This is a genomic window from Ruegeria sp. C11 (genome assembly GCF_056537725.1).
In genome coordinates this window covers 537,686-561,539 of sequence record NZ_JBQFSB010000001.1, presented here as the reverse complement: position 1 = coordinate 561,539, position 23,854 = coordinate 537,686, and the positions used below count along the sequence as shown (strand labels likewise).

31 protein-coding genes are annotated in these 23,854 nt (G+C 58.7%); 15 read left to right on the top strand and 16 right to left on the bottom strand.

Features of this window, described 5'->3' with window-relative positions:
* Positions 1–121: 121 nt before the first annotated feature.
* Positions 122–943 (bottom strand): class I SAM-dependent methyltransferase, encoded by an 822-nt coding sequence (locus tag ACR0NA_RS02855; protein ID WP_480725843.1) that lies wholly within the window; start codon positions 941–943, stop codon positions 122–124.
* Positions 944–1,197: 254 nt separating this feature from the next.
* Here ACR0NA_RS02855 and ACR0NA_RS02850 point away from each other — a divergent pair, with 254 nt between their 5' ends.
* A complete protein-coding gene (locus ACR0NA_RS02850; protein WP_480450070.1) occupies positions 1,198–1,806 on the top strand; it encodes a carboxymuconolactone decarboxylase family protein in 609 nt (202 codons plus the stop codon).
* Between the two features lie 66 nt (positions 1,807–1,872).
* Here the strand turns inward: ACR0NA_RS02850 and ACR0NA_RS02845 are convergent, their stop codons facing one another.
* Positions 1,873–2,751, bottom strand: coding sequence for an alpha/beta fold hydrolase (locus ACR0NA_RS02845; protein WP_480725842.1), 879 nt, complete (start codon positions 2,749–2,751; stop codon positions 1,873–1,875).
* A 154-nt stretch (positions 2,752–2,905) separates the two neighbouring features.
* Here ACR0NA_RS02845 and ppk2 point away from each other — a divergent pair, with 154 nt between their 5' ends.
* Complete coding sequence (ppk2, locus tag ACR0NA_RS02840; RefSeq protein ID WP_480725841.1) at positions 2,906–3,835, top strand: polyphosphate kinase 2; 930 nt, start codon at positions 2,906–2,908, stop codon at positions 3,833–3,835.
* A gap of 4 nt (positions 3,836–3,839) precedes the next feature.
* On the opposite strand, the gene ACR0NA_RS02835 is transcribed toward ppk2, so the two are convergent.
* Entirely contained in the window at positions 3,840–4,481 is a 642-nt protein-coding gene (locus ACR0NA_RS02835) for a TIGR02453 family protein (protein ID WP_480725840.1), read from the bottom strand.
* 103 nt (positions 4,482–4,584) lie between these two features.
* Between ACR0NA_RS02835 and ACR0NA_RS02830 the strand changes: the two genes are divergently transcribed.
* Positions 4,585–5,949, top strand: coding sequence for an MATE family efflux transporter (locus ACR0NA_RS02830; protein ID WP_480725839.1), 1,365 nt, complete (start codon positions 4,585–4,587; stop codon positions 5,947–5,949).
* A gap of 16 nt (positions 5,950–5,965) precedes the next feature.
* Here ACR0NA_RS02830 and ACR0NA_RS02825 read toward each other — a convergent pair whose 3' ends face one another.
* Both ACR0NA_RS02825 and ACR0NA_RS02820 read right to left on the bottom strand, forming a co-directional pair.
* The gene (locus tag ACR0NA_RS02825) at positions 5,966–6,367 is read right to left on the bottom strand and encodes a hypothetical protein (protein ID WP_480450066.1); all 402 of its coding nucleotides are present in this window, start codon (positions 6,365–6,367) and stop codon (positions 5,966–5,968) included.
* A gap of 13 nt (positions 6,368–6,380) precedes the next feature.
* Positions 6,381–7,583 carry a pyridoxal phosphate-dependent aminotransferase gene (locus tag ACR0NA_RS02820; RefSeq protein ID WP_480726000.1) on the bottom strand — a complete coding sequence of 401 codons (1,203 nt, stop codon included), beginning with the start codon at positions 7,581–7,583 and terminating at the stop codon, positions 6,381–6,383.
* 90 nt (positions 7,584–7,673) lie between these two features.
* On the opposite strand from ACR0NA_RS02820, the gene ACR0NA_RS02815 reads away from it, so the two are divergent.
* The 3 genes from ACR0NA_RS02815 to ACR0NA_RS02805 all read left to right on the top strand — a co-directional run bounded on the left by ACR0NA_RS02815 (position 7,674) and on the right by ACR0NA_RS02805 (position 8,896).
* Positions 7,674–8,063, top strand: a complete 390-nt coding sequence (locus ACR0NA_RS02815; RefSeq protein WP_480725838.1) for a helix-turn-helix domain-containing protein — start codon at positions 7,674–7,676, stop codon at positions 8,061–8,063.
* Positions 8,063–8,320 carry an FAD assembly factor SdhE gene (locus ACR0NA_RS02810; RefSeq protein ID WP_480725837.1) on the top strand — a complete coding sequence of 86 codons (258 nt, stop codon included), beginning with the start codon at positions 8,063–8,065 and terminating at the stop codon, positions 8,318–8,320. Before ACR0NA_RS02815 ends, ACR0NA_RS02810 begins: the two co-directional genes overlap by 1 nt.
* Positions 8,321–8,398: 78 nt before the next feature.
* On the top strand, positions 8,399–8,896 hold the full coding sequence (locus ACR0NA_RS02805) for a MarR family winged helix-turn-helix transcriptional regulator (protein WP_480450063.1): 498 nt from the start codon (positions 8,399–8,401) through the stop codon (positions 8,894–8,896).
* Here ACR0NA_RS02805 and ACR0NA_RS02800 read toward each other — a convergent pair.
* The 3 genes from ACR0NA_RS02800 to ACR0NA_RS02790 are packed head-to-tail and all read right to left on the bottom strand — an operon-like array spanning position 8,890 to position 10,756.
* Positions 8,890–9,630: a DUF1194 domain-containing protein gene (locus ACR0NA_RS02800; protein ID WP_480725836.1), complete on the bottom strand. Its 741-nt coding sequence runs from the start codon at positions 9,628–9,630 to the stop codon at positions 8,890–8,892. The genes ACR0NA_RS02805 and ACR0NA_RS02800 overlap by 7 nt on opposite strands.
* Positions 9,627–10,331 (bottom strand): DUF1194 domain-containing protein, encoded by a 705-nt coding sequence (locus ACR0NA_RS02795; protein WP_480725835.1) that lies wholly within the window; start codon positions 10,329–10,331, stop codon positions 9,627–9,629. Before ACR0NA_RS02795 ends, ACR0NA_RS02800 begins: the two co-directional genes overlap by 4 nt.
* The gene (locus tag ACR0NA_RS02790) at positions 10,328–10,756 is read right to left on the bottom strand and encodes a VOC family protein (protein ID WP_480725834.1); all 429 of its coding nucleotides are present in this window, start codon (positions 10,754–10,756) and stop codon (positions 10,328–10,330) included. The genes ACR0NA_RS02795 and ACR0NA_RS02790 overlap by 4 nt, the downstream gene beginning before the upstream one ends.
* Positions 10,757–10,956: 200 nt before the next feature.
* Between ACR0NA_RS02790 and thyX the strand changes: the two genes are divergently transcribed.
* Complete coding sequence (thyX, locus tag ACR0NA_RS02785) at positions 10,957–11,868, top strand: FAD-dependent thymidylate synthase (protein ID WP_480450059.1); 912 nt, start codon at positions 10,957–10,959, stop codon at positions 11,866–11,868.
* A gap of 60 nt (positions 11,869–11,928) precedes the next feature.
* Complete coding sequence (locus tag ACR0NA_RS02780) at positions 11,929–12,231, top strand: hypothetical protein (RefSeq protein ID WP_480725833.1); 303 nt, start codon at positions 11,929–11,931, stop codon at positions 12,229–12,231.
* Positions 12,232–12,328: 97 nt separating this feature from the next.
* On the opposite strand, the gene ACR0NA_RS02775 is transcribed toward ACR0NA_RS02780, so the two are convergent.
* Complete coding sequence (locus ACR0NA_RS02775; protein ID WP_170651631.1) at positions 12,329–12,535, bottom strand: cold-shock protein; 207 nt, start codon at positions 12,533–12,535, stop codon at positions 12,329–12,331.
* Positions 12,536–12,750: 215 nt separating this feature from the next.
* On the opposite strand from ACR0NA_RS02775, the gene ACR0NA_RS02770 reads away from it, so the two are divergent.
* Together ACR0NA_RS02770 and ACR0NA_RS02765 are read left to right on the top strand one after the other, a co-directional pair.
* The gene (locus tag ACR0NA_RS02770) at positions 12,751–13,068 is read left to right on the top strand and encodes an ArsC/Spx/MgsR family protein (protein WP_480450058.1); all 318 of its coding nucleotides are present in this window, start codon (positions 12,751–12,753) and stop codon (positions 13,066–13,068) included.
* A gap of 41 nt (positions 13,069–13,109) precedes the next feature.
* Complete coding sequence (locus ACR0NA_RS02765) at positions 13,110–13,478, top strand: hypothetical protein (RefSeq protein WP_170651633.1); 369 nt, start codon at positions 13,110–13,112, stop codon at positions 13,476–13,478.
* 2 nt (positions 13,479–13,480) lie between these two features.
* Here ACR0NA_RS02765 and ACR0NA_RS02760 read toward each other — a convergent pair whose 3' ends face one another.
* The 5 genes from ACR0NA_RS02760 to thrS form a co-directional block, all read right to left on the bottom strand.
* Entirely contained in the window at positions 13,481–13,999 is a 519-nt protein-coding gene (locus ACR0NA_RS02760; protein WP_480450057.1) for a DoxX family protein, read from the bottom strand.
* Entirely contained in the window at positions 13,996–14,757 is a 762-nt protein-coding gene (locus tag ACR0NA_RS02755; RefSeq protein WP_480725832.1) for an HvfC/BufC N-terminal domain-containing protein, read from the bottom strand. Before ACR0NA_RS02755 ends, ACR0NA_RS02760 begins: the two co-directional genes overlap by 4 nt.
* Positions 14,754–15,611, bottom strand: a complete 858-nt coding sequence (gene bufB / locus ACR0NA_RS02750; protein WP_480725831.1) for an MNIO family bufferin maturase — start codon at positions 15,609–15,611, stop codon at positions 14,754–14,756. Before bufB ends, ACR0NA_RS02755 begins: the two co-directional genes overlap by 4 nt.
* A 74-nt stretch (positions 15,612–15,685) precedes the next feature.
* A complete protein-coding gene (locus ACR0NA_RS02745; RefSeq protein ID WP_170651637.1) occupies positions 15,686–15,988 on the bottom strand; it encodes a BufA1 family periplasmic bufferin-type metallophore in 303 nt (100 codons plus the stop codon).
* Positions 15,989–16,209: 221 nt separating this feature from the next.
* Positions 16,210–18,168, bottom strand: coding sequence for a threonine--tRNA ligase (gene thrS, locus ACR0NA_RS02740; protein WP_480725830.1), 1,959 nt, complete (start codon positions 18,166–18,168; stop codon positions 16,210–16,212).
* A 202-nt stretch (positions 18,169–18,370) separates the two neighbouring features.
* On the opposite strand from thrS, the gene ACR0NA_RS02735 reads away from it, so the two are divergent.
* The 5 genes from ACR0NA_RS02735 to ACR0NA_RS02715 all read left to right on the top strand — a co-directional run bounded on the left by ACR0NA_RS02735 (position 18,371) and on the right by ACR0NA_RS02715 (position 21,952).
* The gene (locus ACR0NA_RS02735) at positions 18,371–19,120 is read left to right on the top strand and encodes an alpha/beta fold hydrolase (RefSeq protein ID WP_480725829.1); all 750 of its coding nucleotides are present in this window, start codon (positions 18,371–18,373) and stop codon (positions 19,118–19,120) included.
* The gene (locus tag ACR0NA_RS02730) at positions 19,120–20,112 is read left to right on the top strand and encodes an alpha/beta hydrolase (protein WP_480725828.1); all 993 of its coding nucleotides are present in this window, start codon (positions 19,120–19,122) and stop codon (positions 20,110–20,112) included. The genes ACR0NA_RS02735 and ACR0NA_RS02730 overlap by 1 nt, the downstream gene beginning before the upstream one ends.
* Positions 20,112–20,537, top strand: a complete 426-nt coding sequence (locus tag ACR0NA_RS02725; RefSeq protein ID WP_480725827.1) for a VOC family protein — start codon at positions 20,112–20,114, stop codon at positions 20,535–20,537. Before ACR0NA_RS02730 ends, ACR0NA_RS02725 begins: the two co-directional genes overlap by 1 nt.
* A 20-nt stretch (positions 20,538–20,557) precedes the next feature.
* Positions 20,558–21,172, top strand: a complete 615-nt coding sequence (locus ACR0NA_RS02720) for a hypothetical protein (RefSeq protein ID WP_480725998.1) — start codon at positions 20,558–20,560, stop codon at positions 21,170–21,172.
* 69 nt (positions 21,173–21,241) lie between these two features.
* Positions 21,242–21,952 (top strand): alpha/beta fold hydrolase, encoded by a 711-nt coding sequence (locus ACR0NA_RS02715; protein WP_480725826.1) that lies wholly within the window; start codon positions 21,242–21,244, stop codon positions 21,950–21,952.
* Here ACR0NA_RS02715 and ACR0NA_RS02710 read toward each other — a convergent pair.
* Entirely contained in the window at positions 21,949–22,533 is a 585-nt protein-coding gene (locus ACR0NA_RS02710) for a DUF6151 family protein (protein ID WP_480725825.1), read from the bottom strand. The two genes, ACR0NA_RS02715 and ACR0NA_RS02710, sit on opposite strands and share 4 nt — an antisense overlap.
* A 3-nt stretch (positions 22,534–22,536) precedes the next feature.
* Complete coding sequence (gene phaZ / locus ACR0NA_RS02705) at positions 22,537–23,811, bottom strand: polyhydroxyalkanoate depolymerase (protein WP_480725824.1); 1,275 nt, start codon at positions 23,809–23,811, stop codon at positions 22,537–22,539.
* Positions 23,812–23,854 lie beyond the last annotated feature (43 nt).

Genomic DNA, 23,854 nt, shown 5'->3' with positions numbered 1-23,854 from the left:
GGCCCATTATGGCAGGTGATGTGTGCCGGGGGAAGAGGGGCGCGAGGTGTTGTGGCGATTTGAGAGTGAGTAGTGGGGTGGAGGCCTGCTGTGCGGACAAAGCTTCCATTCGCAATCAGCGTTAGGTTTCGCAGATGAAGCGGTAAGTTAAAATACGCCGCTCATCGAGGCCCAAAAGTTGATTTTTCACCATTTCTTTGGCGGTGTCTCCGAACAGAACTTGAGTTGTTACTGGCAGCGATTTGTCGGGCTTAGGCTGTGTAGTTCTTTCAAAAAGCCAAGTGTAGCTTTCAGCTGTTGAGTCTTCCTCGCTCAAGATTTTGAAACCCGCATCCAAAAGATAACTGGTCATTTGTCTTGGAGTTGCGAGATGGCTAATAGAGGGCTCCATTGCCCAAGGAGTCGGATACGAAACGCTACCGCCATCGCCTTGAACTATGTCATAGATGACCAATCGCGCTCCCGATTTGAGGACACGATGCGCCTCTTTATAGACTGCCGTCTTGTCCGGGATATTCATGGCGACATGGACTGTGACCGCGCCATCAAAGAAATTGTCTGGAAATGGAAGGTTTGTTGCATCGCCCTGAAGGAACTTGGTTTTTTGACTGAGGTCGAACCACTTAGAAATGGCGTTGGCTGCATCACAAAACTCTTGAGTCAGATCAACGCCAACAACGCTGGCCTCAGTTTCTTCGGCAATCGTTCTGGCCACGCCGCCTAAACCGCTGCCGATATCAATGACTTTTGCGTCCGGTGTCAGATTCAATTGCTCTACTAACTGCAAGGTCGCCTCTCTGCCTCGAAAATGAAACTCGTCAATTGGTTCAAAGTCAGCGGCACACAGTTCAGTCAGATCTATACCGCAATCCCTCAAACTGTTTGCAATCTTGTCAATCAAACTGCTGCCGTGACCATAGTGACTGGATACTGGTTCTCTCATTTTCCGTCCTCTTCATCAGGTGCACTGATTTTGACTGACCGAAGATACCGCTTGGCGGCGGATATCTGAGTTTAACACATCCTGCTTCCAGCCCTGAAACTTTGGGCGCATTATGTCTGCTAAGGGCTCGGACCTGCCGTTCATTGCCTACTGCTTCACCTCGTTGCGTCATCGCTGGAAGTTTGCCTCGTAACCGGTTCGAATTGTTACTAGGCTGCGCCTGACGTTCAATCGAGAGGAAAGACAGGTACCGCATGAGCTGGATCAGGACAGTGCCGTTTGAAGAGGCGACGGGCAAGCTGAAGAAATTGTATGAGCGGGTGACCGGCCCGGACAACAATGTAGACAACATCATGATGGCGCATTCGCTACGGCCGCATTCGATGGAAGGCCATATGGCGCTGTACAAGAACGTGCTGCACCACACCGGAAACAAGATTCCGAAGTGGTTTCTGGAAACGCTTGGTGTCTGGGTCAGCTCGCTGAACAAATGCGCCTATTGCGTTGAACATCATTTTCAGGGTTTGCAACGGCTGTTGGGAGATGCCGAGCGGGGAAATGCGATCCGGGCCGCGATCGAGGCGCGCGATCCCGATGCTGCGCCGCTGGACGGGGCGCAGATCGCGGCGATGCGGTATGCGCAGATACTGACCGAGGATCCGGCGGCGCTGACGGAAAATGACGTCGAAACCCTGCGGCGCGCGGGTTGGGACGACGGCGAGATTTTGGAGATCAATCAGGTCAGCTCGTATTTCTCGTATGCGAACAGGACCGTTCTGGGGCTTGGATGTTCGACCAAGGGCGATGTTCTGGGCCTGTCGCCGAACAATTCGGACAACCCCGAGGATTGGGGACATCGGTGAGGACAGGAGCGAGAGGCGCTGCCTCTCGCTCTCTCCGGAGTATTTTCGGCCAGATGAAGAAGCGGATCAGCGTGGCTGTATCCAGTTCAGAATTTCAGCAGCGACCGTCTGAGGTTTTTGGTGGTGCAGCCAGTGATCCGTGCCGGGGATCGGGATGCGCGTCAGGTCGGCTGCGAAGTCTTCGAGGCCTTCGGTTGCTTCGGGCAGGAGGGCCATGTCATCCGGTCCCCAGAGCAGCAGGTGCGGACAGGTCACGTTGAGCCGGTCGAGCGGCAGCTTGGGCAGATCGGTTCGCGGTTTGCCCGGCTCGGCCACTATAAGGGGCGAGGCGCGGTACCAGTTCAGCATCGCGTTCAGGCGGCCCGGACGTGCCCATTCCGTGCGATAACTCTCCATCCGGTTATCGGACATCCAGTCCACTCCCATGCCGTGGCGGAAGAATTGTTCAAGCTTTTCGAAGTTGTTGGCTGCCAGCCAGTCGGCGGAGTCTTCGGCCCTCAGCTGGTTGATGTACTGGGACGCTGCGGATTGCGAACCTCCCGCGGCCATGGCGCGCTGAAACGGTACGGGGTGGACGCCGTTGGCGATGATCAGGCGGCTGACCAGCTCGGGGCGGAACATGGCAAGGCCATAGGCGACGGATGCGCCCCAGTCATGGCCGAGCACGGTAACCGGCGCGCCCAGTTGTTCGATCAGGGCGGCCATGTCTGAAACCAGTTCGGACAGGACATAGTTTTCGGTACCTTGCGGCGCCCAGCTTTGACCGTATCCTCGCTGGTCCGGGGCGATACAGTGGAAGTTCTGCGCGAGATGCGGGGCGAGATCGACCCAGGCGCCGCCGTATTCCGGAAAGCCGTGCAGCATGAGCAGTGTTGGAAGGCCGGGATCGCCCCATTTTCTCAGGAAAAAGGGCTGGCCGTTCAGGTCCGTGGTTTCCGTTAACATTCCGCCCTCCTTCGGGGTGCCCATCAATTCTGGTGGCATGACCACAGCATTTTGATTTTTCCGGTGTTTGTGAAGCTTTTTTGACACCAGTCAACGCAGGGTCATTCCGGGGCTGATAGGCTTTGGCCGGACAGTGAACCCGAGGAGAGAATTTATGGACGCCGTGGCCCAAAACGAACAGAAGCCGGAGGAAATCAAGGTAGTGCCGGTTGACAAGCCGCACGTGTCCGAGCCCAGCCCGGAGAAAATCCGGCAGGCTTTCGAAAGTGGCAGGTATCCGTACCCCCGGAAAATGGCACGCCGGTCCTATGAGATCGAAAAGGCGAAATTGCAGGCTGAGTTGCTGAAGGTTCAATTGTGGGCGCAAGAAACCGGCGAGCGGTTTGTGCTGTTGTTCGAAGGGCGCGATGCCGCTGGCAAGGGCGGAACGATCAAGCGGTTCATGGAACATCTCAATCCGCGTCAGGCCCGTGTCGTCGCGCTGAACAAGCCGACCTGGGAAGAGAAGGGGCAGTGGTATTACCAGCGCTACGTGCAGGAACTGCCGACGGTCGGGGAAATGGTGTTCTACGACCGGTCCTGGTACAACCGCGCAGGGGTCGAACGAGTGATGGGTTTCTGTTCCCCCAACGAGTATCTCGAGTTCATGCGCCAGACGCCGGATCTGGAGCGGATGCTGGTGCGGTCTGGGATCAGGTTGTACAAATACTGGTTCTCGGTCACCCGCGAAGAACAGTTGCGCCGGTTCAAAAGCCGTGAAACCGATCCGCTGAAGCAGTGGAAACTGTCACCGATCGACAAGGCCAGTCTGGATAAATGGGACGATTATACCGAGGCGAAGGAGGCGATGTTCTTTTACACGGATACAGCCGACGCGCCGTGGACAGTGGTCAAATCGAATGACAAGAAACGAGCGCGGCTGAACTGTATGCGTCATTTCCTGTCAACGTTGGAGTATCCGGGAAAAGACCACGACTTGGTTGGTGAGCCCGATCCGCTGATCGTGGGTCAGGCGCATCATGTCATTCATCAGTCCGAGCATATTCTGGGCACCGCGTTGCATCCGGATACGCGCGCAGGCTGATCGGTCATATTCCGGTTGTCAGAAGGCGCAACAGGGGGCTGAGGGCCTGATAAGTATCACTGAGGGCTGCCTGCGGTGCCGAAAATGAAGACTGAGGCATATCCTGCCAGACGGTTATGGATTTTCGGCGCAACAGGGCGCCCTGCGGGTGATCCTTGTCGAACGGCGCCGGGACGCGTTTGAGTTCCGGTTCGTCGATCCGGTACCCCTGCGACCTGTATTGATCCAGCAGGGCGGCCAGTTCGGCGCCTGTGTCCGAGGCTGCCGCCTTTCGCCACGCGGTCAGTGCGGCTTTGTCGAAACTCATCGCGCCGCCGCCCACCGAGACATAATCCTGTGAAATTCCGAAGAAAAACCCAACCTTCAACGCACCATCACCGGGCAGGGACCAGAGCATGTGAAGATGGGTGTGATAGGGTGTTTTGTCTTTGGAAAAGCGCACGTCCCGCTGCGGGCGGAACAGCTTTGTTCCGGTTCCCTGTCCGATCTGGTGTGCGAATTGCTCCATCAGCAGGGTCGCGGGGGTTTTGAGGTCCGCCTCGTACTGCGCCTTGTGCTCGGTGAACCACGCGCGGGTGTTGTTTGCAGCAAGCTGCGCCAGAAAAGAGCGGGCATCGGGAATGAGGCGGGCGAAAGGGTCGGACATCGGCGGGCTCCTGCTGGTTCGGTCAGTTTAGCGCCAGAGTCTCGGATTGAAATATCTTGCATACCCCTTGCGAAATTCGGCGGGCATTTCTAAGCGTGGTCGAATGAGCAAGGTGATGACATATGGCGGCCATGTCCGCGCAATTGCGGTATTGGGCCTGCCACTGATCGGCGGGCATCTGGCGCAGTTTGCCATCGGCCTGACCGATACGGTCATGCTGGGCTGGTACGGGGTCGAGGCGCTGGCGGCTGTGACGCTGGCCAGCAGCTATTTCTTTGTCCTGTTCCTGTTCGGTGGCGGATTTGGCCTGGCCGTCATGCCGATGGTGGCGACTGCAGCGGCCGAGGAGGATGAAACCAGCATTCGCCGGTCGACGCGTATGGGGTTGTGGTTGTCCCTGCTTTACGGGGCACTGACAATGCCCTTGCTGTGGTGGTCTTACCCGATCCTGATCGCCCTGAAACAGGAGCCGCAGACCGCCGCGATGGCGTCCGAATATCTGCGGGTCGCGGGGTGGGGATTGTTCCCGGCCTTGCTGGTGATGGTGCTGAAATCCTATCTGGCCGCGCTGGAGCGGACGCAGATCGTTCTTTGGATCACCGTGGCGGCGGCGCTGGTCAACGGGGTGACGAACTATGCCCTCATTTTTGGCAACTGGGGTGCGCCCGAGCTTGGCGTCATGGGGGCCGCCATCGCGTCGGTCGTGACGCAGGCCGTATCGCTGGTGGCCGTCGTGGTTTACGCGGTGCGCGTATTGCCGGAACACAGCCTGTTCCAGCGGTTCTGGCGCCCCGATTGGGAGATGTGGTTCCGCGTCCTGCGGCTGGGTGTTCCCATCGGGTTGACCTTGCTGGCCGAGGTGTCGCTGTTCGCAACATCCGCCGTCATGATGGGTTGGATCGGACAGGTTCCGCTGGCGGCGCATGGTATTGCGCTGAATCTGGCCTCGGCGACGTTCATGGTGCATCTGGGGCTGTCGAATGCTGCCACGATCAGGGCGGGCAACGCGCTGGGCCGCAGGGATCGGGCCCATCTTGAGAAGGGTGCGATTACGGTGACTGCGATGTCTCTGATCGTGTCGATCCTGACGATCATCCTGTTTCTGACCTGTGCCGAGCCGTTAATTTCGCTGTTCATGGAGCCGGACAATCCGCAGCGCCCGCAGATTCTGGCGATTGGCAGTGGTCTGCTGGCGATGGCGGCGCTGTTCCAGCTGGTGGATGGCGCGCAGGTGATCGCGCTGGGACTGTTGCGCGGATTGCAGGACGCGAAGATCCCCATGGTGATGGCCGCGCTAAGCTATTGGGTCGTGGGCATCCCGGCCTCTTACTACTTTGGCTTCGTGCAGGACATGGAAGGGATCGGCATCTGGCTGGGCCTTGTGCTGGGCCTTGCCTTTGCGGGGGTATTGCTGATGGCGCGGTTCTGGATGCGATCGGTACAGCAGGTGGGCGTGCCTGCGGAATAACAGGTGCCGCCCGAGGTCAATCCTTTGACTGACGATCCGCCATTTTCCTGACGAGGACCGAGCGCAAATCGTGCATGGCCATCAGCAGGCGGTCGGTGACCTCGTCCAATTGCGCCTCGGTTGCCTTGGACTGCGCCCATTGGGTGGTCAGGTTGAGGTGATCGACGGTGCGGTGAATATCGTCGATGTCCCGCTGCGCCAGCAGGGCCCTGCGGTCGTCCATCCAGCTTTCGATGCGGGCTTTGTCCTGATCCGTCAGCTCGCGCCCGCCCTGTGGCTTGACCTCGCCATTGCGGATGTTGATGACGGCGATCTGCTCCATCTCGATCCGCTGCTGGCGGTTTTCGGTATTCACGCGGAACACGGCAGCGCCGTTTTCGCGGGTGCGGAAGTAGTATTCGGGCAAGCTGACGGACATCGCTGGCCTCCGATCAGGTCAGGGCGGCGCAGAAACGCTGAATTCGGGTGCAGGCCGTGGTCAGCGCCTCGTCCGAGGTTGCATAGCTGACCCGGAAGTTCGGCGACAGGCCAAAGGCCGCCCCGAAAACAACTGCCACGTCGGCCTCTTCCAGCAGCGCGGTTGCGAATGCTTCGTCGCTGTCGATCACAGTGCCAGCCGGGGTCGTCTTGCCGATCAGCCCGGCGATGGAGGGATAGACATAAAAGGCGCCTTCGGGAGTGGGGCACGTGATGCCGTCAACCTCGCTCAGCATCGACACGACCAGATCGCGGCGGCGTTTGAAGGTTTCGTTGTTGGGGGCCAGAAACGCCTGTGTGCCGTTCAGCGCCTCGACCGCAGCCCACTGGCTGACGGAGCAGGGGTTGGACGTCGACTGAGACTGAACCTTGCGCATGGCGGCGATCAGTTCGACCGGACCAGCGGCATAGCCAATGCGCCAGCCGGTCATGGCATAGGCCTTGGAGACGCCATTGCAGGTGAGCGTGCGGTCATAAAGCTGCGGTTCCACCTGCGCGGGGGTGCAGAATTCGAACCCGTCATAGGCCAGATGTTCATACATGTCGTCGGTCATGACCCAGACATGGGGATGGCGCAGCAGGACATCGGTCAGCGCCTTCAGCTCATCGCCGCTGTAACCCGCGCCGGTTGGGTTCGAGGGCGAGTTGAAGATGAACCACTTTGTGTTGGGTGTAATTGCATCCTCAAGCTGCTGCGCGGTCAGCTTGAAGCTGTTGTTCAGGCTTGTTTCGACAATGACCGGTGTGCCACCCGCCAGCAGGACCATATCCGGATAGCTGACCCAATAGGGGGCGGGAATGATCACCTCATCCCCGTTATTCAGGGTGGCCATCAGCGCATTATACAGCGTCTGCTTGCCGCCCGTGCCCACGGAAACCTGCGCTGGTGTGTAGTCCAGCCCGTGGTCACGCTTCATCTTGGCGCACACCGCCTGCTTTAGTTCCGGGATACCATCGGGGGCGGTGTATTTGGTCTTTCCCGCTGCAATCGCGGCGACTGCGGCGTCCTTGATGTTCTGCGGTGTATCGAAATCGGGCTCGCCCGCGCTGAGGCCAATCACGTCGCGGCCCGCTGCCTTCAGCTCTGCCGCTTTTGCCGTCATTGCAATCGTGGGCGATGGTTTGACGCGGGACAATGTCGCAGACAGGAAGTTCATGGGGGCCTCGGTTTGTATGTTCAGCCTGTCTGTCATAGGGTGCGCCCGAATGACGATCAAGCGCTATGAAAAGACGGAATTGGAGACCCCATGAGTGAGAATGAAGACTGGTATGGACCGGACGCAGCCACCTTTGGGGATCGCCTTGCCGGAGCGCGTGACGCGGCAGGTATGAACCAGGCACAATTGGCGCGGCGTCTGGGTGTCAAAAAGGCCACCATCACCGCATGGGAAAATGATCTGTCCGAACCGCGCGCGAACAGGCTGTCGATGATGGCCGGTATGCTAAACGTTTCGATCAAGTGGCTGCTGACCGGCGAGGGCGAGGGGATGGTTGCGCCCGATGAGCTGAGCGAAGAGGCAGCGGACATGGCGTCGATTGCCGCAGAGTTGCGGGCCATCCGTGGTGAGATGCGCGCAAGTATCGAACGCGCAGCCAGACTGGAAAAGAAACTGCGTCAGATGATGGAGCAGGCATAGTGACCGAGACGCGCGACACCCGGATCAGGCGCATGAAGATGCGGTCGATGCGTCGGGGGATCAAGGAGATGGATCTGATCCTGTCCGCATATGCCGACCGTAACCTTGCGGCGATGGATGATGCGGGGCTGGAAGTTTATGACGCCCTGCTGCACGAGAACGATCAGGACCTGTATCAGTGGGTGACGGGGCAGGTCGCGCCGCCCGCGCCTTACACCGATCTGGTCGCGGATATCGCGCAAACGTTTCAAAAATAGATCAAAACCCGGCTTAACCTATTTTTCGGGAATTCGGTTCATCGTGCAGGACACAGCGCGAGTGAATCGGAGGATCGGATGAGTATGGAAATGCAGGTTGCCGTGCCCGCAACCAGGGGTTTCATGACCGGGTATCTTGAGGCTTTGGCCCTTGTCGAGCGGCTTCACAGGCTGCTTCTGGATGTCATCAAGGATGAGTTCGAGCGGGTTGGCGTGCTTGAAATCAACGCGGTGCAGGCCTTGCTGCTGTTCAACATCGGCGATCATGAGGTGACCGCCGGTGAGCTGAAAAGCCGGGGCTACTATCAGGGCAGTAACGTCAGCTATAACCTGAAGAAGCTGGTTGAAATGGGCTATATGCACCATCAGCGGTGTGAGATCGACCGCCGTTCAGTGCGGGTTCGGCTGACGCCGAAGGGGCGTGAAATTCGCGACATCGTGGCCGAGCTGTTCTCGCGCCACGCGGACGGTTTGCAGGCCAGAGGGGTATTGGGTGCCGACGGGGTCGAGGACATTACCAGTGCGCTGAGGCGTGTGGAACGGTACTGGACCGATCAGATCCGCTATATCTATTGAGAGGATGTTAGCGTCGGTTGTCCGACTGTGAAGGTGTGCGACAAAACAAGGCTTTGTAGCTCTTTCTTAAGCTTTCGGGCCATGGCGTCTTCGAACGCGGCAAAGCCAAGGGCGGTTTCGACGAACGCGTCCGGTCCAAGAATGACCCAGGCGTTGTAATAGGCGGAAAGCTCACCGATCTGAACATAGCGTTTGTCCCCGGCAACGGGGTCATCGGCACCGATGACCAGCCCGTTGATGGTGATGCCGGAGTTTTGCAAAGCGGCCTTTGCGGCGCGTGGATGGGGGCCAATGTTGTGTTTGCCGTCGCCGGACAGATCCAGAGTGCGCTTCCAGCATGCCTGCTGGCGGGCCAGCAAGGACGCCCCGAACTGCATCACCGACCCGACAGCGGTACCGGGCGGTGCGGGCGAGCGGGTCATGTTATCGAGGGTTCCGGCAATAGCGTCGAGGGTGCTTTCATCCCTCACATCGATCCAGTCTTGCAGCATTCTTTGATGGCCGGGTTCGCTCCATTCAAAGATGGCCAGCCGGACCGGGGCTGTGGGTTGGGCGAGAAAGGCCTCTCTGACATCCGGCCGCCGCAGCGCGTTTGCTAGCCCACCCCGTTGCAGACGGTATTCGCTACTGTCAACCGAGCCCGAGACGTCCATGCCCAATGCCAGCGCCTGACGGCATTCGGCCGATAAAGGAGGCGCCGCAAGGCACAGAAGCACCAGCAGCGCCCGGATCATTCGTCTGTCCGGTCGTCGATTGCCCCGATCACCATCCCAGAGAGTTCGCGTTCCAGCTTGCGGCGCATGGCGCGTTCGAAATCCTCGAACCCTTGCGCAATCTCAAGAAAAGCACCGGGGCCGTGCAGGACGTTGTTTTCAAAGAACGGGATAAGGAACAGTTCCCCTTCAAAATCGGCGGCATTGATGACCAAACCGTTGACCACCGTGTTCTCGAAGGGAAAGTGCCTATAGGCCGAGTCCGGTCCGTAGCCGTCATTGTTAGACCCGTCACCCGACAGATCAATGGTCTGGAACAAACAGCGCGGCGCCTGCTGCATCAGCGTCGCACCGAATGCCAGCGCATAGCCCATCGCCGTTGCAGATCCGCTGTCAGACCGGACGGATTGCTGAACAGTTGTTGCCGCCAGCAGCAGGTCGACTTCGGTCTCGATCAGCGTCCAGTTCAGTATGACGCGTTGGGTTGAGCGACCGCTCCATTCATAAACCGCCAGAGCGACCGGCATGGGAGAGGCGAAGAACGCCCGGGTGACTTCTGGCGCTACCAGCGCTGCAGCCAGCCCTTGCCGCTGCAGTGCATCCTCGGCCGCGTCCACTGAGGTCGAGATGTCGATGGCCAAAGCGAGGGCCAGACGGCAGGTGTCCGCCTTAAGGGGGCTGGCCAGAAGGGCCAGACCCAGTGCTGTCAGCCAGCGGATCACCAGTGGCCAGTGCTTTCCATGCTGGTCCAGGGCTCGGCCGGGTCCAGCGCATCGCCGTTTTGCAACAACTCGACCGAGATGTTGTCGGGTGAGCGCACGAACGCCATGCGTCCGTCGCGTGGTGGGCGGTTGATCGTCACGCCGTTGTCCTGCAGGTGCTGGCACATCTCATAGATATTATCCACACCATACGCGAGATGCCCGAAATGGCGGCTGTCGCTGGGCAGGGCATCGTCACCGTCCCAGTTATGGGTCAGTTCGATCGGAGCGTCCTCCTGACCGGGAGGGGCCATGAAGAGCAGCGTGAAACGGCCGCCTTCGCTTTCGTATCTGCGGGTTTCCTGCAACCCGAGAAGTTCAAAGAACGCCTTGGATTTTTCCAGATCTTTCACGCGGATCATTGTGTGAAGATATTTCAGTGCCATTATCGGGCATCCCTTGCCAGTGTTTTGCTGGTCCGAAGCTTAGCGCGCTGTCCGGCCCTGTCGAGGGGCGCGGCAGAAGAAATGAGGCGAGGACCGCCCGCATCGGGTTTTGCGCCCATAGGACGCACGATATGGCGGTTCCTGTTCCGAGGCGGTCGAGATATAGTGGTGAGCGACTCATTTCAGGAAAGGACTTCCACATGCCGCTTTCGCCCGAGCAACTGGCCGAGATCGAAGCGCAGCGCGCGCAATCTCATCAGACACGCCGCGTTGTTGCGCCGGGAATGGAAGAGCATCTGTATACCGCGCATCCGGTTCTTGATCACGGATTTGTCCGTGTCATCGACTATATGGGCGACGATGCCGCGATCTGTCAGGCGGCGCGGGTGTCTTATGGCAAAGGCACCAAGTCGGTGCAGAACGATGAGGGGCTGATCCGCTATCTCATGCGGCACTGGCATTCGACCCCGTTCGAAATGTGCGAGATCAAGCTGCATGTGAAGCTGCCGGTTTTTGTTGCGCGTCAGTGGATTCGCCATCGGACTGCCAACGTCAATGAGTATTCCGCGCGCTATTCTATTCTGGACCGTGAATTCTATATTCCCGCGCCGGAACATGTCGCGGCCCAATCCGAGGTGAACAATCAGGGGCGGGGAAGTGCGTTGGAAGGGGCCGAGGCCGCGCAGGTGCTGGAACTGCTCAAGGCCGACAGCGCGCGGTGTTACGATAACTACGAGGCGATGATCAGTCAGGACGGGCAGCAGGGATTGGCGCGCGAACTGGCGCGGATGAACCTGCCTGCGAATATCTATACGCAGTGGTACTGGAAGGTCGATCTGCACAACCTGTTCCATTTCCTGCGTTTGCGGGCGGATGCGCATGCGCAGTACGAAATCCGCATCTATGCGGAAACTATGTGCAAGGTTGTCGCTGACTGGGTGCCCTTTGCCTACAAGGCGTTCGAGGATTATCGGCTGGGGGCCGTGAACCTGTCGGCGCAAATGGTCGACTGTCTGCGCCGGATGCTGAAGGGCGAGAACGTGACACAGGAAAACTCGGGCATGTCGGCGCGGGAATGGCGCGAGCTTGAGGCGGTTATCCGCGAAGGCTGAGCTGGCAGCGCGCATATCGTTTGTCTATACATTGCGTCATGATGCTGTTACATTGGCCTCATGGCGCAGTTTTCAAAAACCGGTTTGATCTGCCTTGTGGCCTTGCTTGCTGGGCCGGTCTCAGCAGCCTCACCGATTGCCGAGGTGATCTGTGAGCCGACGGACAGGATGCGGCAGAAACTGTCGCACCAGTTTGGCGAGACGCGGACCGCGTCGGGGATGCGGGGGCCTGAACAGATCATGGAGGTCTGGACCAGCACCGACGGCGACTGGACGCTGGTGGTCACCTATGCAAGCGGGACTTCCTGCATCGTGGCGATGGGCGAGAACTGGTTCACACAGCCCGAGCGTGATCCGGCCTGACACCGAACCCATATCGTTTTGGAGATTTTGATGGTTAACGGCCGGAAATTGGCCGCTAACCTTGTTTAGATACGCCCGCGCAAAGGCGGGATGGGTATTACAGCGGTTTCAAATCAGCCGCCATCATGCGGCCGTCGCGTCCGTCCTGCAATTCGTACGAGACTTTCTGATTGTCAGCGAGCCCAGTCAGACCGGAACGTTCTACGGCCGAGATATGAACAAACACATCCTTGCCCCCCTCGTCAGGAGCGATAAAACCATAGCCTTTGGTCGTATTGAACCACTTCACGGTGCCAGTTGGCATTTTTCCGTGTCTCCTTCTACTTACACGTGGTCCCAAAAAGTAATGGGATAGTAATTGACGTCATCACTGCCGAAACGTGTTTCGCACTCACTCGAAACAGTCACGACCGCGGGTTTCGCCCTTTTCAACATTGCATGGTGATGTAAAAAATCAAGAATTACGCAAAGAAACCCGAAATTTTGCCTGATCTTTTGGGAAAAGAAAGTGGAGCGATTATGCGCCTGTATGGCCTGAAAAACTGTGATACCTGCCGCAAGGCATTGAAATCATTGCCGGAAGCAGAGCTTGTGGATGTGCGGGCACAGGGTGTTCCGCCCGAAACCATGATGCAGGCGCTGCAGGCATTCGGCGAAGCTTTGCTTAACACCCGTTCCACCACTTGGCGTGGATTGAGTGAATCCGAGCGCGCACGCCCACCGATTGAGTTGCTGACTGACCATCCGGCGCTGATGAAGCGGCCGCTGATCGAGCGTGACGGGCAATTGTATCTGGGCTGGACGGCGGATACGCGCGATGCTCTTGGCGTTGCGTGAAAACGTAACTATCTGCGTTACCGTGGTTTTGGAGACTGTAGATGCGTAATGCCGCAATGATATTGGGTGTCGTCGCCGGGCTGATCGGAATGATCGTCGGGTTTTTCGGGTTCGGCTATGTCGAGGTGATCAAGCAGTTCGGGGAAATTGATGGTATCGCCGAGCAGGTCGAAAACGCCGAACTGATTCAGGTGATGTCGATCCTTGCGCCGATGCTTGCGATTGCGGGTGGGGCGATGGCCCATGCGCGTGCCCTGGTGGCGGGCATTCTGCTTATGCTGTCGGCGGCGGGGATGTATTATGCGTTTGGATTCAACGCCTTTACTATGTTCCCGATCTCATTTGCGGCGCTTGGTGGTATTTTGGGGCTCGCCGCGGGAAAACCGGACGAGCCCAAGGCACATTTCTGAGGTCAGGAGATGCGTAGGATGCGGTCCAGCGAAAGCGGGCCTGCGCCGTTGATCACAAGAACAAGCAACAGGAACGTCCACATCGTGCGCTGATCCATCAGGCCCAGCGAGTTGTCGAACAGGCTGCCCAGGGCGACACCATGGCCAGCGACGTCTACAATTGTCTGAACCCAGATAAAGCCGATCATGGCAACAGCGGACAGGCGAGTCAGCAGGCCGACGAGGATCAGGGCGGGCAGCACAAACTCGGCTATCGTGCCAAAGAAGATGATGATCCGCTGAAAGATATTCATCTGGGTGACGTCATACAGAACCGCTTCGGCAGCTTTGGGGAAAATCTGGCCGAAAGCGCCTGCGGACGGAGAAAAGATCGACCCGTCGATCTTGAGCATTGCCGAATTCCAATAATAGAACAGAAGGACCGCAGCAAAAACAAGTCGCGCCAGCGTCGGTGTCAGAAAATCTGACGACCGGTCGAGTTTCCCGAGGACGCTGTTGTGAAGGGTGATCAGCGCAGTCATGTATCCAGCCTTTCGATAGTCACAGAAGTTATCGCACCACCCTGCAGAAGCAGTGCGAGTGTGGCACCCAGATCAAAATCCGGATCCGCGGACGAAACCTTTTCATAAGCTTCGCCAATGGTTTGTCCCGATTGCAGGGCTGCAATCCATTCCGCTCCGCCTGCGGGCAGAAGGTGTGGCATCGGGTCGAATTCGGGCCGGACGACCAAAACGTCCTGCGCACCCGGTTCGGGTTTCGGTGCAGCCTCTTCAGTATTGAAGCGCCAGATCGCATGGATCGGCCAAGGCGAACGCAGCACCTGCAGGGCGGGGGCAAAGGTCAGCCTTGCCTGCATCAGGTCTTCGGGCGGAACGCTCAGGGCATCGGGGGAAATGGCCTGTGCGTCGGCTGCGTGATACGAGCCGCGCAGCGCCAGTTCCAACCGGGCGACATCGGGCAGATAGCCAAGGTGGGAAAGCTGCTCCATACCGGCAAGAAAATCTGGGAAGGCATCGCCATAGAACATCATCAGCGGCGAGGATGGGGGGTGGCGGCGCAGGAAGATGCCCGCCAGACCATCCATATTCTGCGACCCCAGCAGTTTGGCTATGACCGGAAACGCTTGATGCATCGCTTCGGTCAGCGAGACGGCCACATTATTGCGATAAACGCTGAAGCGGCGACCCGCGGGGCGCGCGTGCGCATCGCTGAGGCCGGATGGAACCGGTATTGATGCATCGAGAATGGCATCATGGAGGGTTGTTTGCGAAACGGTCATAATGGAATCCGTGCCAGCGCGTTTTCGGCGCGCACGGCCTCGTGCCGCAGAACGGGCCAGTCCGGGACATCCGTGTCCCATTCGATGAGGATGGGTTTGGGGCCGGAGCGTTCCAGCACATAGTCAAGCAAGGCCCAGACCGGATCGACGACTTCGCGCCCGTGGCTGTCGATCAGCAGGGGATGGCCATGGTCATCCTCATCCTCGTCATGACCGCCCAGATGAATCTCGCCAACTTTTTCCAGCGGATAGGCGTCGATATAGTCCTGGGGTGAGAAATCCAGATTTGTGGCGGACACGAAGACATTGTTCACGTCCAGTAGCAGGCCGCAGCCGGTGCGGCGGGAAATTTCGCGCAGGAAATCGGGCTCGGACCAGGTGCTTTCCTGAAAGGCCAGATAGCTGGAAGGGTTTTCCAGCAGCATTTTCCGCCCGACCGTGTCCTGAACCTGTTCGATGTGATCGCAGACACGGGTCAGTGTCGCGTCGGTGTAGGGCAGGGGCAGAAGGTCGTTCAGGAAATGGCTGTCATGGGTGGACCATGCCAGATGCTCGGAAAAGCTGGCCGGGTTCAGCCAGTCCACCAGATGTTTCAGCCGGGCAAGGTGATCTGCGTCCAGCAGTCCCTCGCCGCCGATCGACAGGCCGACACCATGGACCGAAATTGGAAACTGTTCAGAAAGGTGGCGCAGTTGCGCCAGAGGCCGGCCACCATCGCCCATGTAGTTTTCGGCGTGGATTTCCAGCCATGTGACCGGCGCGGCGTCATCCAGTATCTGCGAGAAATGCTGTGGCTTGTAGCCAACACCGGGCGCTGACGGCAAACGATTTGATCTTTGCGCGTTATCCAGCATTGGTCAGGCTCCCGGTTTGAAAAATGAGGGCGGGCGATCTCAGATTGCCCGCCCCTACATTCATATTGCCAGTTTTATGCTGGCAGGTCGCGTTCCAGCGCCTCAAGCGAACCCTTGCGGTCGGAACCGTCAGCCTGTGCAGGCAGTTCGAGGGTTTCGCAGGTGCCCGCATCGACCAGGGTCCATGCGTTACCCTGATAATCTACGGTCGAGGTGCCGGCGCAGGTGGTTCCAGGGCCGGCGGCGCAGTCATTCTCACCGGCCAGCGACACTCCATAGCACTTTTCTTTGGCTTGTGCGGAGGCGGTGGTGGCGGCGCCAGCGACTGCGGCTGCAACGGCACCTGCGATGGCAAGAGTTTTTGCTGTGTTCGACATCTCGGTAATCCTTATTGGTGACTGCGTATGTCTGTTTGTGACAGGACTATAATTAACGCCTTGGCCGCGAAGTTAAATTCACGAGCCCGTGTCTCACATACCCGTCAGGGAGTGTCATGCACTATTGAATGTTAATAAATTGTTTTTCAACGAAAAATTAGAAAATATTTCAATCCGGCCCCTAGTGCGGGGCCGGATTTCCGGCGTTTTGCCGCCGAATGTTACAGCAGGTCCGGCGGGGTCGCGGCGCGGCCCAACTCAATTGTTACAGCCTCAAGCGGCTGAACCTGCGTCTGCTTTTCACCCAGACGGCGGACGCTGACGGTGCGCTCTTCGACTTCGCGATGACCAACGGCCAGAATGATCGGCACTTTGCCCACTGAATGTTCGCGGACCTTGTAGTTGATCTTTTCGTTGCGGATATCCGCCTCGGCGCGGACGCCTGCGGATTTCAGCGCTTCGACAACTTCCATCACATAGTCATCTGCGTCCGAGGTGATCGAGGCCACGACAACCTGACGTGGGGCCAGCCAGAACGGCAGCTTACCGGCGTGTTCTTCGATCAGGATGCCGATGAAACGTTCGAACGATCCCAGTGTCGCCCGGTGCAGCATCACAGGACGGTGCTTGCCGCCATCAGCGCCGATATAGGTGGCGTCCAGACGTTCTGGCAGAACGAAATCCACCTGATGTGTGCCACATTGCCAGTCACGCCCGATCGCGTCAGTCAGGACAAATTCCAGCTTGGGCCCGTAAAAGGCACCTTCGCCGGGGTTCAATTCCGGCTCAATGCCAGCAGCGCGCGTGGCGCTGAGCAGCGCGGCCTCGGCCTTGTCCCAGACCTCATCCGAGCCTGAGCGTTTCTCGGGGCGATCCGAGAATTTGACCGAGAATTTCTCGAAACCCAGATCCTTGTAGATTTCCGACAGGAAGCGGATGAATTCGGCGGTCTCGGATTCGATCTGTTCTTCGGTGCAGAAGATATGCCCATCATCCTGCGTAAATCCGCGTACGCGCATGATCCCATGCAAGGCACCCGAGGGTTCGTATCGGTTGCACGAGCCGAACTCGGCCATACGCAGAGGCAGGTCACGATAGGATTTCAGGCCCTGATTGAAGATCTGCACGTGGCACGGGCAGTTCATCGGCTTGAGCGCATTGATCGCTTTTTCGCGGGCATGCTCTTCGTCCACTTCGACGATGAACATGTTTTCCTGATACTTGTCCCAGTGGCCCGAGGCTTCCCACAGTTTGCGGTCGACGACCTGCGGGGTGTTGACCTCGACATAACCGCCTTTGCGCTGCTGCCGACGCATGTAGTCCTGCAACTGGGTGTAGACGGTCCAGCCGTTGGGGTGCCAGAAAATCTGGCCCGGGGCTTCCTCCTGCATGTGGAACAGGTCCATCTCGCGGCCCAGCTTGCGGTGGTCGCGCTTGGCGGCCTCTTCCAGCATGTGCAGGTGCGCCTTGAGCTTTTCCTTGCCGGTGAAGGCCACGCCGTAGATGCGTTGCAGCATCGCGCGTGAACTGTCGCCACGCCAGTATGCGCCCGCGATGCTCATCAGTTTGAAGGCGTCGCCGGGCAGCTGGCCGGTGTGCTGTAGGTGCGGGCCGCGGCACAGGTCCTGCCAGTCGCCGTGCCAGTACATGCGCAGCGGTTCGTTGCCGGGAATGGCTTCGATCAGCTCGACCTTATAGGGCTCGTCATTGGCGGTGTAGAAATCGATCGCGCGCTGACGGTCCCAGATTTCCGTGGTAACCGCGTCGCGCTTATTGATGATTTCCTTCATCTTTTTCTCGATCAGGCCGAGGTCTTCGGGCGTGAAGGGTTCGGCGCGATCAAAGTCGTAGTACCAGCCGTTCTCGATCACCGGGCCGATGGTGACCTTGGTGTCAGGCCAGATTTCCTGCACGGCGCGCGCCATGATATGGGCAAAGTCGTGGCGGATCAGTTCGTTCGCCTGAACCTCGTCCCTCATGGTGTGAATGGCGATGTCGGCATCAGCTTCGATGGGCCATTGCAGGTCCCAGTGCTGACCATTGACCGTGGCCGAGATGGCCTTTTTGGCCAGAGAGGTGGAGATGTCAGCAGCGACCTGCGCGGGCGTTACGCCTGCGTCATAGGAACGTGCATTGCCATCGGGAAAGGTGAGTGAGACGGATTTTGCATCCAGGGCCATGGCTGGCTCTCCTCGTCGGTTTGGCGCCCACTGAACGCCCGGTTGCGGGTTATGTGTGTGCAGGTCATGTGGCAGGCGTGTGCGCGTGTGTCAAGGGAGGAAGCAAGGAGCCAGACCCGCCGTATTTGGAACAAGAAGAAGATTGGGCGAATTGCACTTGGGCACGTGGCGTGCATGATGCGGCAAAAGGTGTGAGGTCATTATGGCGGCTACGAATTTTCTGGAAACGGTGCAGGGGCGGAAGCTGGCCTATCACAAAAGCGACGGGGCGGGGCCGACCATCGTTTTTCTGGGTGGGCTGAAGTCGGATATGGAGGGCACCAAGGCGGTGCATCTGGAAGCCTGGGCGCAGGGGCGCGGGCAGGGGTTTCTGAGGTTTGACTATTCCGGGCATGGCGAAAGTTCGGGTGCATTCGAAGATGGCTGTATCGGGGACTGGCATGAAGACACGATAGAGGCGGTATCGGCGTTGACCGATGGGCCGCTGATCGTTGTCGGATCGTCCATGGGCGGGTGGCAGGCGTTGCTGTTGGCCCGCAGGATGCCGGAGCGGATTGCCGGAATGGTCACCATCGCGGCTGCGCCAGACTTTACCGAGGACGGATATTGGGCGTCGTTTACGCAGGAACAGAAGGCGGCGCTTGAATCCGTGGGTCACGTGGAACTGCCATCGGATTACATGGAGCCCTACATCATCACCAAGCGGATGATCGAGGATGGGCGGCAGCGTCTGGTCTTGCGCGATCCGCTGAACCTGCCATTTCCTGTGCGGTTTCTGCAGGGTACGGCGGATACTGCGGTTTCCACCGAAACGGCGGTGCGGCTTTTGGAGCATGTCAGCGGGGAGAATATCCGGCTGCTTCTGGTCAAGGATGCCGATCACAGGTTTTCGGATGGGCCGTGTCTGGGCCTGATCGAAGATGCCGTTCTGAATGTGATGGGGGAAGGCTGATGCGCCGCTTTGGCTGGATTCTCGGGCGCGTTCTGATCTCGCTGATTGTCGTCGGGGGTCTTGTCTACTGGTTCGGACCGAGGGAAGAGGTGAACCTGACGCCCCGCTTTGATCCGCGCAAATTCGGTGAAGGGGTGCAGGTGTATTTCGAAAGCACGGAATCGGCCTTTGACGATATCGTGCCGGGTGTCGAAAAACGGGTGATCTGGCAGGAGGGCGCGAAAGAGCAGCGGACGCCGTATTCCGTTTTGTATATCCACGGTTTCTCTGCCACGTCCGAAGAAATCAGGCCCGTGCCGGATCGGGTTGCTGACGCGTTGGGTGCCAATCTGGTCTATACCCGCCTGCAAGGCCATGGGCGGGGCAGTGCCGCGATGGCTGAGGGGACGGCCTCGGGCTGGATGGAGGATACGGCAGAGGCATTGGCTGCAGCGCGCGCCGTTGGCGAGCAGGTTATAGTTATCTCGACCTCAACAGGCGGGACTTTGGCTGCGGCTGCGGCCCTAGATACCGAGTTGAGCGAAAGGGTGGCGGCGATGGTTTTTGTCTCGCCGAACTTTGGCGTCAATACCGTGGCCGCTTGGGTGCCGACCCTGCCATGGGCGCGGCACTGGTTGCCTGCCCTTTTGGGAGGGGAACGCGATGTGTCCAGCCCTGACCCGGACAAGAACCTGTATTGGACCACCCGCTATTCATGGGAGGCGATTGTGCCCATGTCCGCACTGGTGGCCGAGGTTTTTGCGCTTGATTTCGAAAGCGCACAGATTCCGGCGCTGTTCTGGTTCTCGATGGACGATCAGGTCGTAAGGCCAGACCTTACGCAGGAAGTTGCGGAAAACTGGGGTGGTTCGTCCAAGGTGCAACTGGTGACGATGGGGCCGGAGGACGATCCGTCCTCGCATGTCGTGGCCGGGGATCTGATGTCGCCTGGGCAGACTGATCCGATGACCAAGGGGATACTTGAGTGGCTAAAAGAGCAGGGGATAGAGTGATGGAGCAGCGTGTAAGCTTGATCACGGTAGGGGTCGAAGACCCGGAGGCCGCTGCCGGATTCTATGAGATGCTTGGCTGGCGGCGGGTCGACAGCCCGGATGGCGTGATCGTCTTTGATCTGATTGGTCAGACTTTGGGGCTTTATCCGCTGGCGGCTCTGGCCAAGGATATCGGCGTTGATATTGCGACACTGGGGCAGGGGGCGCTGACCCTGAGCTATAACTGCCCGGCGAAAGAGGATGTTGCGGCCTTGCTGAAACGGGCAGAGGAGGCCGGGGCACAGATTCTGAAACACGCAGCGGACGTGTTCTGGGGCGGCCATCACGGATATTTTCGCGCGCCGGACGGAACGATCTGGGAAATCGCCTTTAACCCCTTTTCCTCTCTGGGGCCCAACGGCGAATTCCGCTGGAACGGATACTGACAATGCGCAAACCGGGGAGCATGTGGAGCCTTGAGACCCTTGGACGCGTGCGTCTGTCCCGGCATTTCTACATGCGGGATTTTCTGTATTCCGAGATCGGAAGTTTTCACGAAAAGCAGAACATTCCCGAAAACCCGGACCTTGCCATCGAGACGGGACGGGCGTTTTGTCAGACGTTGCTGGACCCGCTTGAGGAGACCTTTGGCCGGGTTGCGGTACGCTCGGGCTATCGGTCGCCTTCGCTGAACCGGTTCGGCAATGAAAACAAGCTGAACTGCGCCCGCAACGATCATCCGCTGGAATGCCATATCTGGGACCGCGGAGAGGGGGACGCGCGGATTGCCGGGGCGTCGATCGTGATCCCGTGGTTTGCGGATCGCTATGATCAGGGGCGCGACTGGCGGGATCTGGCGTGGTGGATGCACGACCATCTGGATTACTCGGAAATCTGGTTTTTTCCCAAGCTGTGCGCGTTCAATCTGGTGTGGCGCCCAAAGCCTTTGCGGCGGATCGACAGTTACATCGCGCCGCGCGGACGTCTGTTGATCGCGGGGGAAGAGCCGGAAGAGACGTTGCAAACCCGGCGCACGCGATACGCCGATTTTCCGCCGTTTCGGGGGATTCTCTATCCCTGAACTTCCTCTTGCCGGACACGTGCAGTACCTTCATCGTGAGCAAAAAGTCCATTTGAGCAAGAGGCAGAAATGATCGAACCGCTGGTGTTGTTGCCTGGAATGATGTGTGACGCGCGGCTGTATCGGCATCAGTTGCAGTACCTGTCCCGGGACCGGGCTGTGATGGTTGCTCCGGTTTCGGGCGGTGAGCGGATTGAAGAGATTGCATCGGGGCTTTTGGATCAACTTCCATTCAGGTTTGCGCTGGCCGGTCTGAGCATGGGTGGCGTTGTGGCGCTGGAGATCATTCGTCGCGCGCCGGATCGGGTGTCACGCCTGTGTCTGATGTCGACGGACGCCCATGCGGATACGCCGCAGATTGCGGCCAGTCGGGAACCGCTGATCGTCGGTGCGCAGGCCGGGCGGCTGGAGGACGTGATGCAGCAGGTGATCCGCCCCGAGACGCTGGCTCCGGGTCCGGACCGCATGGCCATCCTTGACGAGATGTTGACCATGGCGAATGAGATGGGCCCCGATCTGTTCGTGCAGCAGATGCGCGCATTGCAAAGACGGCCCGATCAGCAAAGCACGCTACGCAAGATCAAGGTGCCAACACTGATCCTGTGCGGGGCGCATGACGGATTGACGCCGCCCAAAAAGCACACGTTCATGGCCGAATTGATACCGGGGGCAGAGCTGCAGGTTGTTGAAACTGCAGGTCATTTGCCCACGCTGGAAACGCCGGAGATTGTAACCGAAGCGTTGGAAAGTTGGATGAAGGCACCGGTGCGACTGTCTTAGTCGTAAAGCCTGTTGCGTTCTTCTTTTGTCAGGATTTTGGGCTGGGTGACAGGTTCGCCGGTTTGCGCGTCAAAGAACGGGGTCTTGCGCCAGCGTCCTGAAACGCGCGCCGATACCATGCGGCAGACAAGTCCCCAGACTGCCGGGGCGATATTCTGGTGTTTTCGTTTGCCGGTGTCGTCAGGCACAAAGCCCCGTGTCACGACCGGCCCCAGACTGTCATTTTCCGCAACCCGTCTAGTGTTGAACCCCGCAAAGGGGCGTTTGGGTGTCGTCATGGTTGTTGCGATGGGGGTGTTGCAGCAGCCTGCATACCATCTGAACATGCCATTCGGACTTAGGCGCATTGCAGCCAGATTATCAGCGCCCTCGCTGATCACGACGGCGTCCGGGCTGAGTTGAAAGATATCAACGGGGCCGGGCGCCGGGTCGGGCTGATCAAAATACAGTTCTGCCGCACGGCAATCGGGGCAGTAACAGACGACGTGGGTGCCGGATTTGACACCCGCTGCCGTGATATGGCCGCGCAATGCGCCGCATTCGCAGGAAAACCCCAGATCCGTGACGGTTTTCCCGGTCATGGATCAGGCCGCCGTGTTTTTGTTTGCTGCGCGGCGGCTTGGTTTCTTACGGCTGTTCTCGTTCATGAAATCGATCACCAGCGGGCGGATATTGTCGCGCCAGCTGCGGCCCGCAAAGATACCGTAATGGCCTGCACCGGGTTCCACATGGCTGGCCTTTTTGCTTTCCGGCAGGCCGGTGCAAAGGTCCAGTGCGGCGATACATTGGCCCGGTGCCGAAATGTCATCATTCGCGCCTTCGACGGACTTGACGGCAACGTCGGTAATCTTGCCGATATCCACCTTGTGGCCAGCAACCACGAATTCATTCCGGGCGATCTCGCGGTTCTTGAACACGCGTTCCACCGTGGACAGATAGAATTCGGCGGTCATGTCCATGACGGCCAGATATTCGTCGTAGAACCGGTTGTGGGCGTCGTGATCCGACGCCTCTTCACGCATGACGCGTTGAATCTGATCGGAAAACGCCTTGGAGTGGCGGTCGGAGTTCATCGACATGAACGAGGCCAGTTGCAGCAGGCCGGGATAGACCATGCGGCCCACGCCCTTGTACTTGAAACCGACGCGCTGGATCATGGTTTCTTCCAGCTGGCCCATGGTAACCCGGCGTCCGAAATCGGTCACTTCGGTCGGGGTGGCGTCGGGATCGACCGGGCCGCCGATCAGGGTCAGGGTGCTGGGCTGGGCCTTGGGGTCGTGCTCGGCCAGATAGGCGGTTGCCGCCAGCGTCAGCGGTGCAGGCTGGCAAATCGCAATGACATTTGTGTCAGGCCCGAGCGCCTTCATGAAATCGACAAGATAAAGCGTGTAATCCTCGACATCGAACTTGCCTTCGGACACAGGGATATCACGCGCGTTATGCCAGTCGGTTACGTAGACCTCGCAATTCACCAGCAGGCTTTTGACGGTCGAGCGCAGCAGGGTGGCATAGTGACCGGACATGGGCGCAACAAGCAGCACTTTGCGCGGTTGTTCTTCGCGGCCATTGACCCGGAAATGGATCAGGTCGCCGAACGGGCGTTCAATGACGGTGGTAATGTCGACAAGGTGATCCTTGCCATCTTCGCAGGTGAAGGTGCGGATGCCCCAGTCGGGCTTGACGATCATGCGCTGAAAGGTGCGTTCCGTAACCTCGCCCCACGCTGCCATCCAGTTGAAAGCAGGGTTTGGCACCATGGAAAACAGCGGGTAAGATGCCATCGAACTGGCCGTTGCGCCCAACCACTGGTTGGTATTGCGCATGGTTTCCATGAGGTCGTAGGTCATCATGTAGCGCATAAAAAGGGACTCCTGAGTGTTCGGACCATTCGCCGCTTTGCCC

Bases quoted from the DNA above. Each gene is read 5' to 3' on its own strand.
- ACR0NA_RS02715 (WP_480725826.1), top strand. From the start codon at position 21,242: ATGATCGAACCGCTGGTGTTGTTGCCTGGAATGATGTGTGACGCGCGG.
- ACR0NA_RS02725 (WP_480725827.1), top strand. From the start codon at position 20,112: ATGGAGCAGCGTGTAAGCTTGATCACGGTAGGGGTCGAAGACCCGGAG.
- ACR0NA_RS02835 (WP_480725840.1), bottom strand. From the start codon at position 4,481: ATGTCCGACCCTTTCGCCCGCCTCATTCCCGATGCCCGCTCTTTTCTG.
- thrS (WP_480725830.1), bottom strand. From the start codon at position 18,168: ATGGCCCTGGATGCAAAATCCGTCTCACTCACCTTTCCCGATGGCAAT.
- ACR0NA_RS02790 (WP_480725834.1), bottom strand. From the start codon at position 10,756: ATGGCACTGAAATATCTTCACACAATGATCCGCGTGAAAGATCTGGAA.
- ACR0NA_RS02850 (WP_480450070.1), top strand. From the start codon at position 1,198: ATGAGCTGGATCAGGACAGTGCCGTTTGAAGAGGCGACGGGCAAGCTG.
- phaZ (WP_480725824.1), bottom strand. From the start codon at position 23,811: ATGCGCTACATGATGACCTACGACCTCATGGAAACCATGCGCAATACC.
- ACR0NA_RS02825 (WP_480450066.1), bottom strand. From the start codon at position 6,367: ATGTCCGTCAGCTTGCCCGAATACTACTTCCGCACCCGCGAAAACGGC.
- ACR0NA_RS02845 (WP_480725842.1), bottom strand. From the start codon at position 2,751: ATGTTAACGGAAACCACGGACCTGAACGGCCAGCCCTTTTTCCTGAGA.
- thyX (WP_480450059.1), top strand. From the start codon at position 10,957: ATGCCGCTTTCGCCCGAGCAACTGGCCGAGATCGAAGCGCAGCGCGCG.
- ACR0NA_RS02735 (WP_480725829.1), top strand. From the start codon at position 18,371: ATGGCGGCTACGAATTTTCTGGAAACGGTGCAGGGGCGGAAGCTGGCC.
- ACR0NA_RS02805 (WP_480450063.1), top strand. From the start codon at position 8,399: ATGAGTATGGAAATGCAGGTTGCCGTGCCCGCAACCAGGGGTTTCATG.
- bufB (WP_480725831.1), bottom strand. From the start codon at position 15,611: ATGCTGGATAACGCGCAAAGATCAAATCGTTTGCCGTCAGCGCCCGGT.
- ACR0NA_RS02780 (WP_480725833.1), top strand. From the start codon at position 11,929: ATGGCGCAGTTTTCAAAAACCGGTTTGATCTGCCTTGTGGCCTTGCTT.
- ACR0NA_RS02720 (WP_480725998.1), top strand. From the start codon at position 20,558: ATGTGGAGCCTTGAGACCCTTGGACGCGTGCGTCTGTCCCGGCATTTC.
- ACR0NA_RS02710 (WP_480725825.1), bottom strand. From the start codon at position 22,533: ATGACCGGGAAAACCGTCACGGATCTGGGGTTTTCCTGCGAATGCGGC.
- ACR0NA_RS02800 (WP_480725836.1), bottom strand. From the start codon at position 9,630: ATGATCCGGGCGCTGCTGGTGCTTCTGTGCCTTGCGGCGCCTCCTTTA.
- ACR0NA_RS02730 (WP_480725828.1), top strand. From the start codon at position 19,120: ATGCGCCGCTTTGGCTGGATTCTCGGGCGCGTTCTGATCTCGCTGATT.
- ACR0NA_RS02775 (WP_170651631.1), bottom strand. From the start codon at position 12,535: ATGCCAACTGGCACCGTGAAGTGGTTCAATACGACCAAAGGCTATGGT.
- ACR0NA_RS02745 (WP_170651637.1), bottom strand. From the start codon at position 15,988: ATGTCGAACACAGCAAAAACTCTTGCCATCGCAGGTGCCGTTGCAGCC.
- ppk2 (WP_480725841.1), top strand. From the start codon at position 2,906: ATGGACGCCGTGGCCCAAAACGAACAGAAGCCGGAGGAAATCAAGGTA.
- ACR0NA_RS02770 (WP_480450058.1), top strand. From the start codon at position 12,751: ATGCGCCTGTATGGCCTGAAAAACTGTGATACCTGCCGCAAGGCATTG.
- ACR0NA_RS02820 (WP_480726000.1), bottom strand. From the start codon at position 7,583: ATGAACTTCCTGTCTGCGACATTGTCCCGCGTCAAACCATCGCCCACG.
- ACR0NA_RS02855 (WP_480725843.1), bottom strand. From the start codon at position 943: ATGAGAGAACCAGTATCCAGTCACTATGGTCACGGCAGCAGTTTGATT.
- ACR0NA_RS02815 (WP_480725838.1), top strand. From the start codon at position 7,674: ATGAGTGAGAATGAAGACTGGTATGGACCGGACGCAGCCACCTTTGGG.
- ACR0NA_RS02760 (WP_480450057.1), bottom strand. From the start codon at position 13,999: ATGACTGCGCTGATCACCCTTCACAACAGCGTCCTCGGGAAACTCGAC.
- ACR0NA_RS02830 (WP_480725839.1), top strand. From the start codon at position 4,585: ATGAGCAAGGTGATGACATATGGCGGCCATGTCCGCGCAATTGCGGTA.
- ACR0NA_RS02755 (WP_480725832.1), bottom strand. From the start codon at position 14,757: ATGACCGTTTCGCAAACAACCCTCCATGATGCCATTCTCGATGCATCA.
- ACR0NA_RS02765 (WP_170651633.1), top strand. From the start codon at position 13,110: ATGCGTAATGCCGCAATGATATTGGGTGTCGTCGCCGGGCTGATCGGA.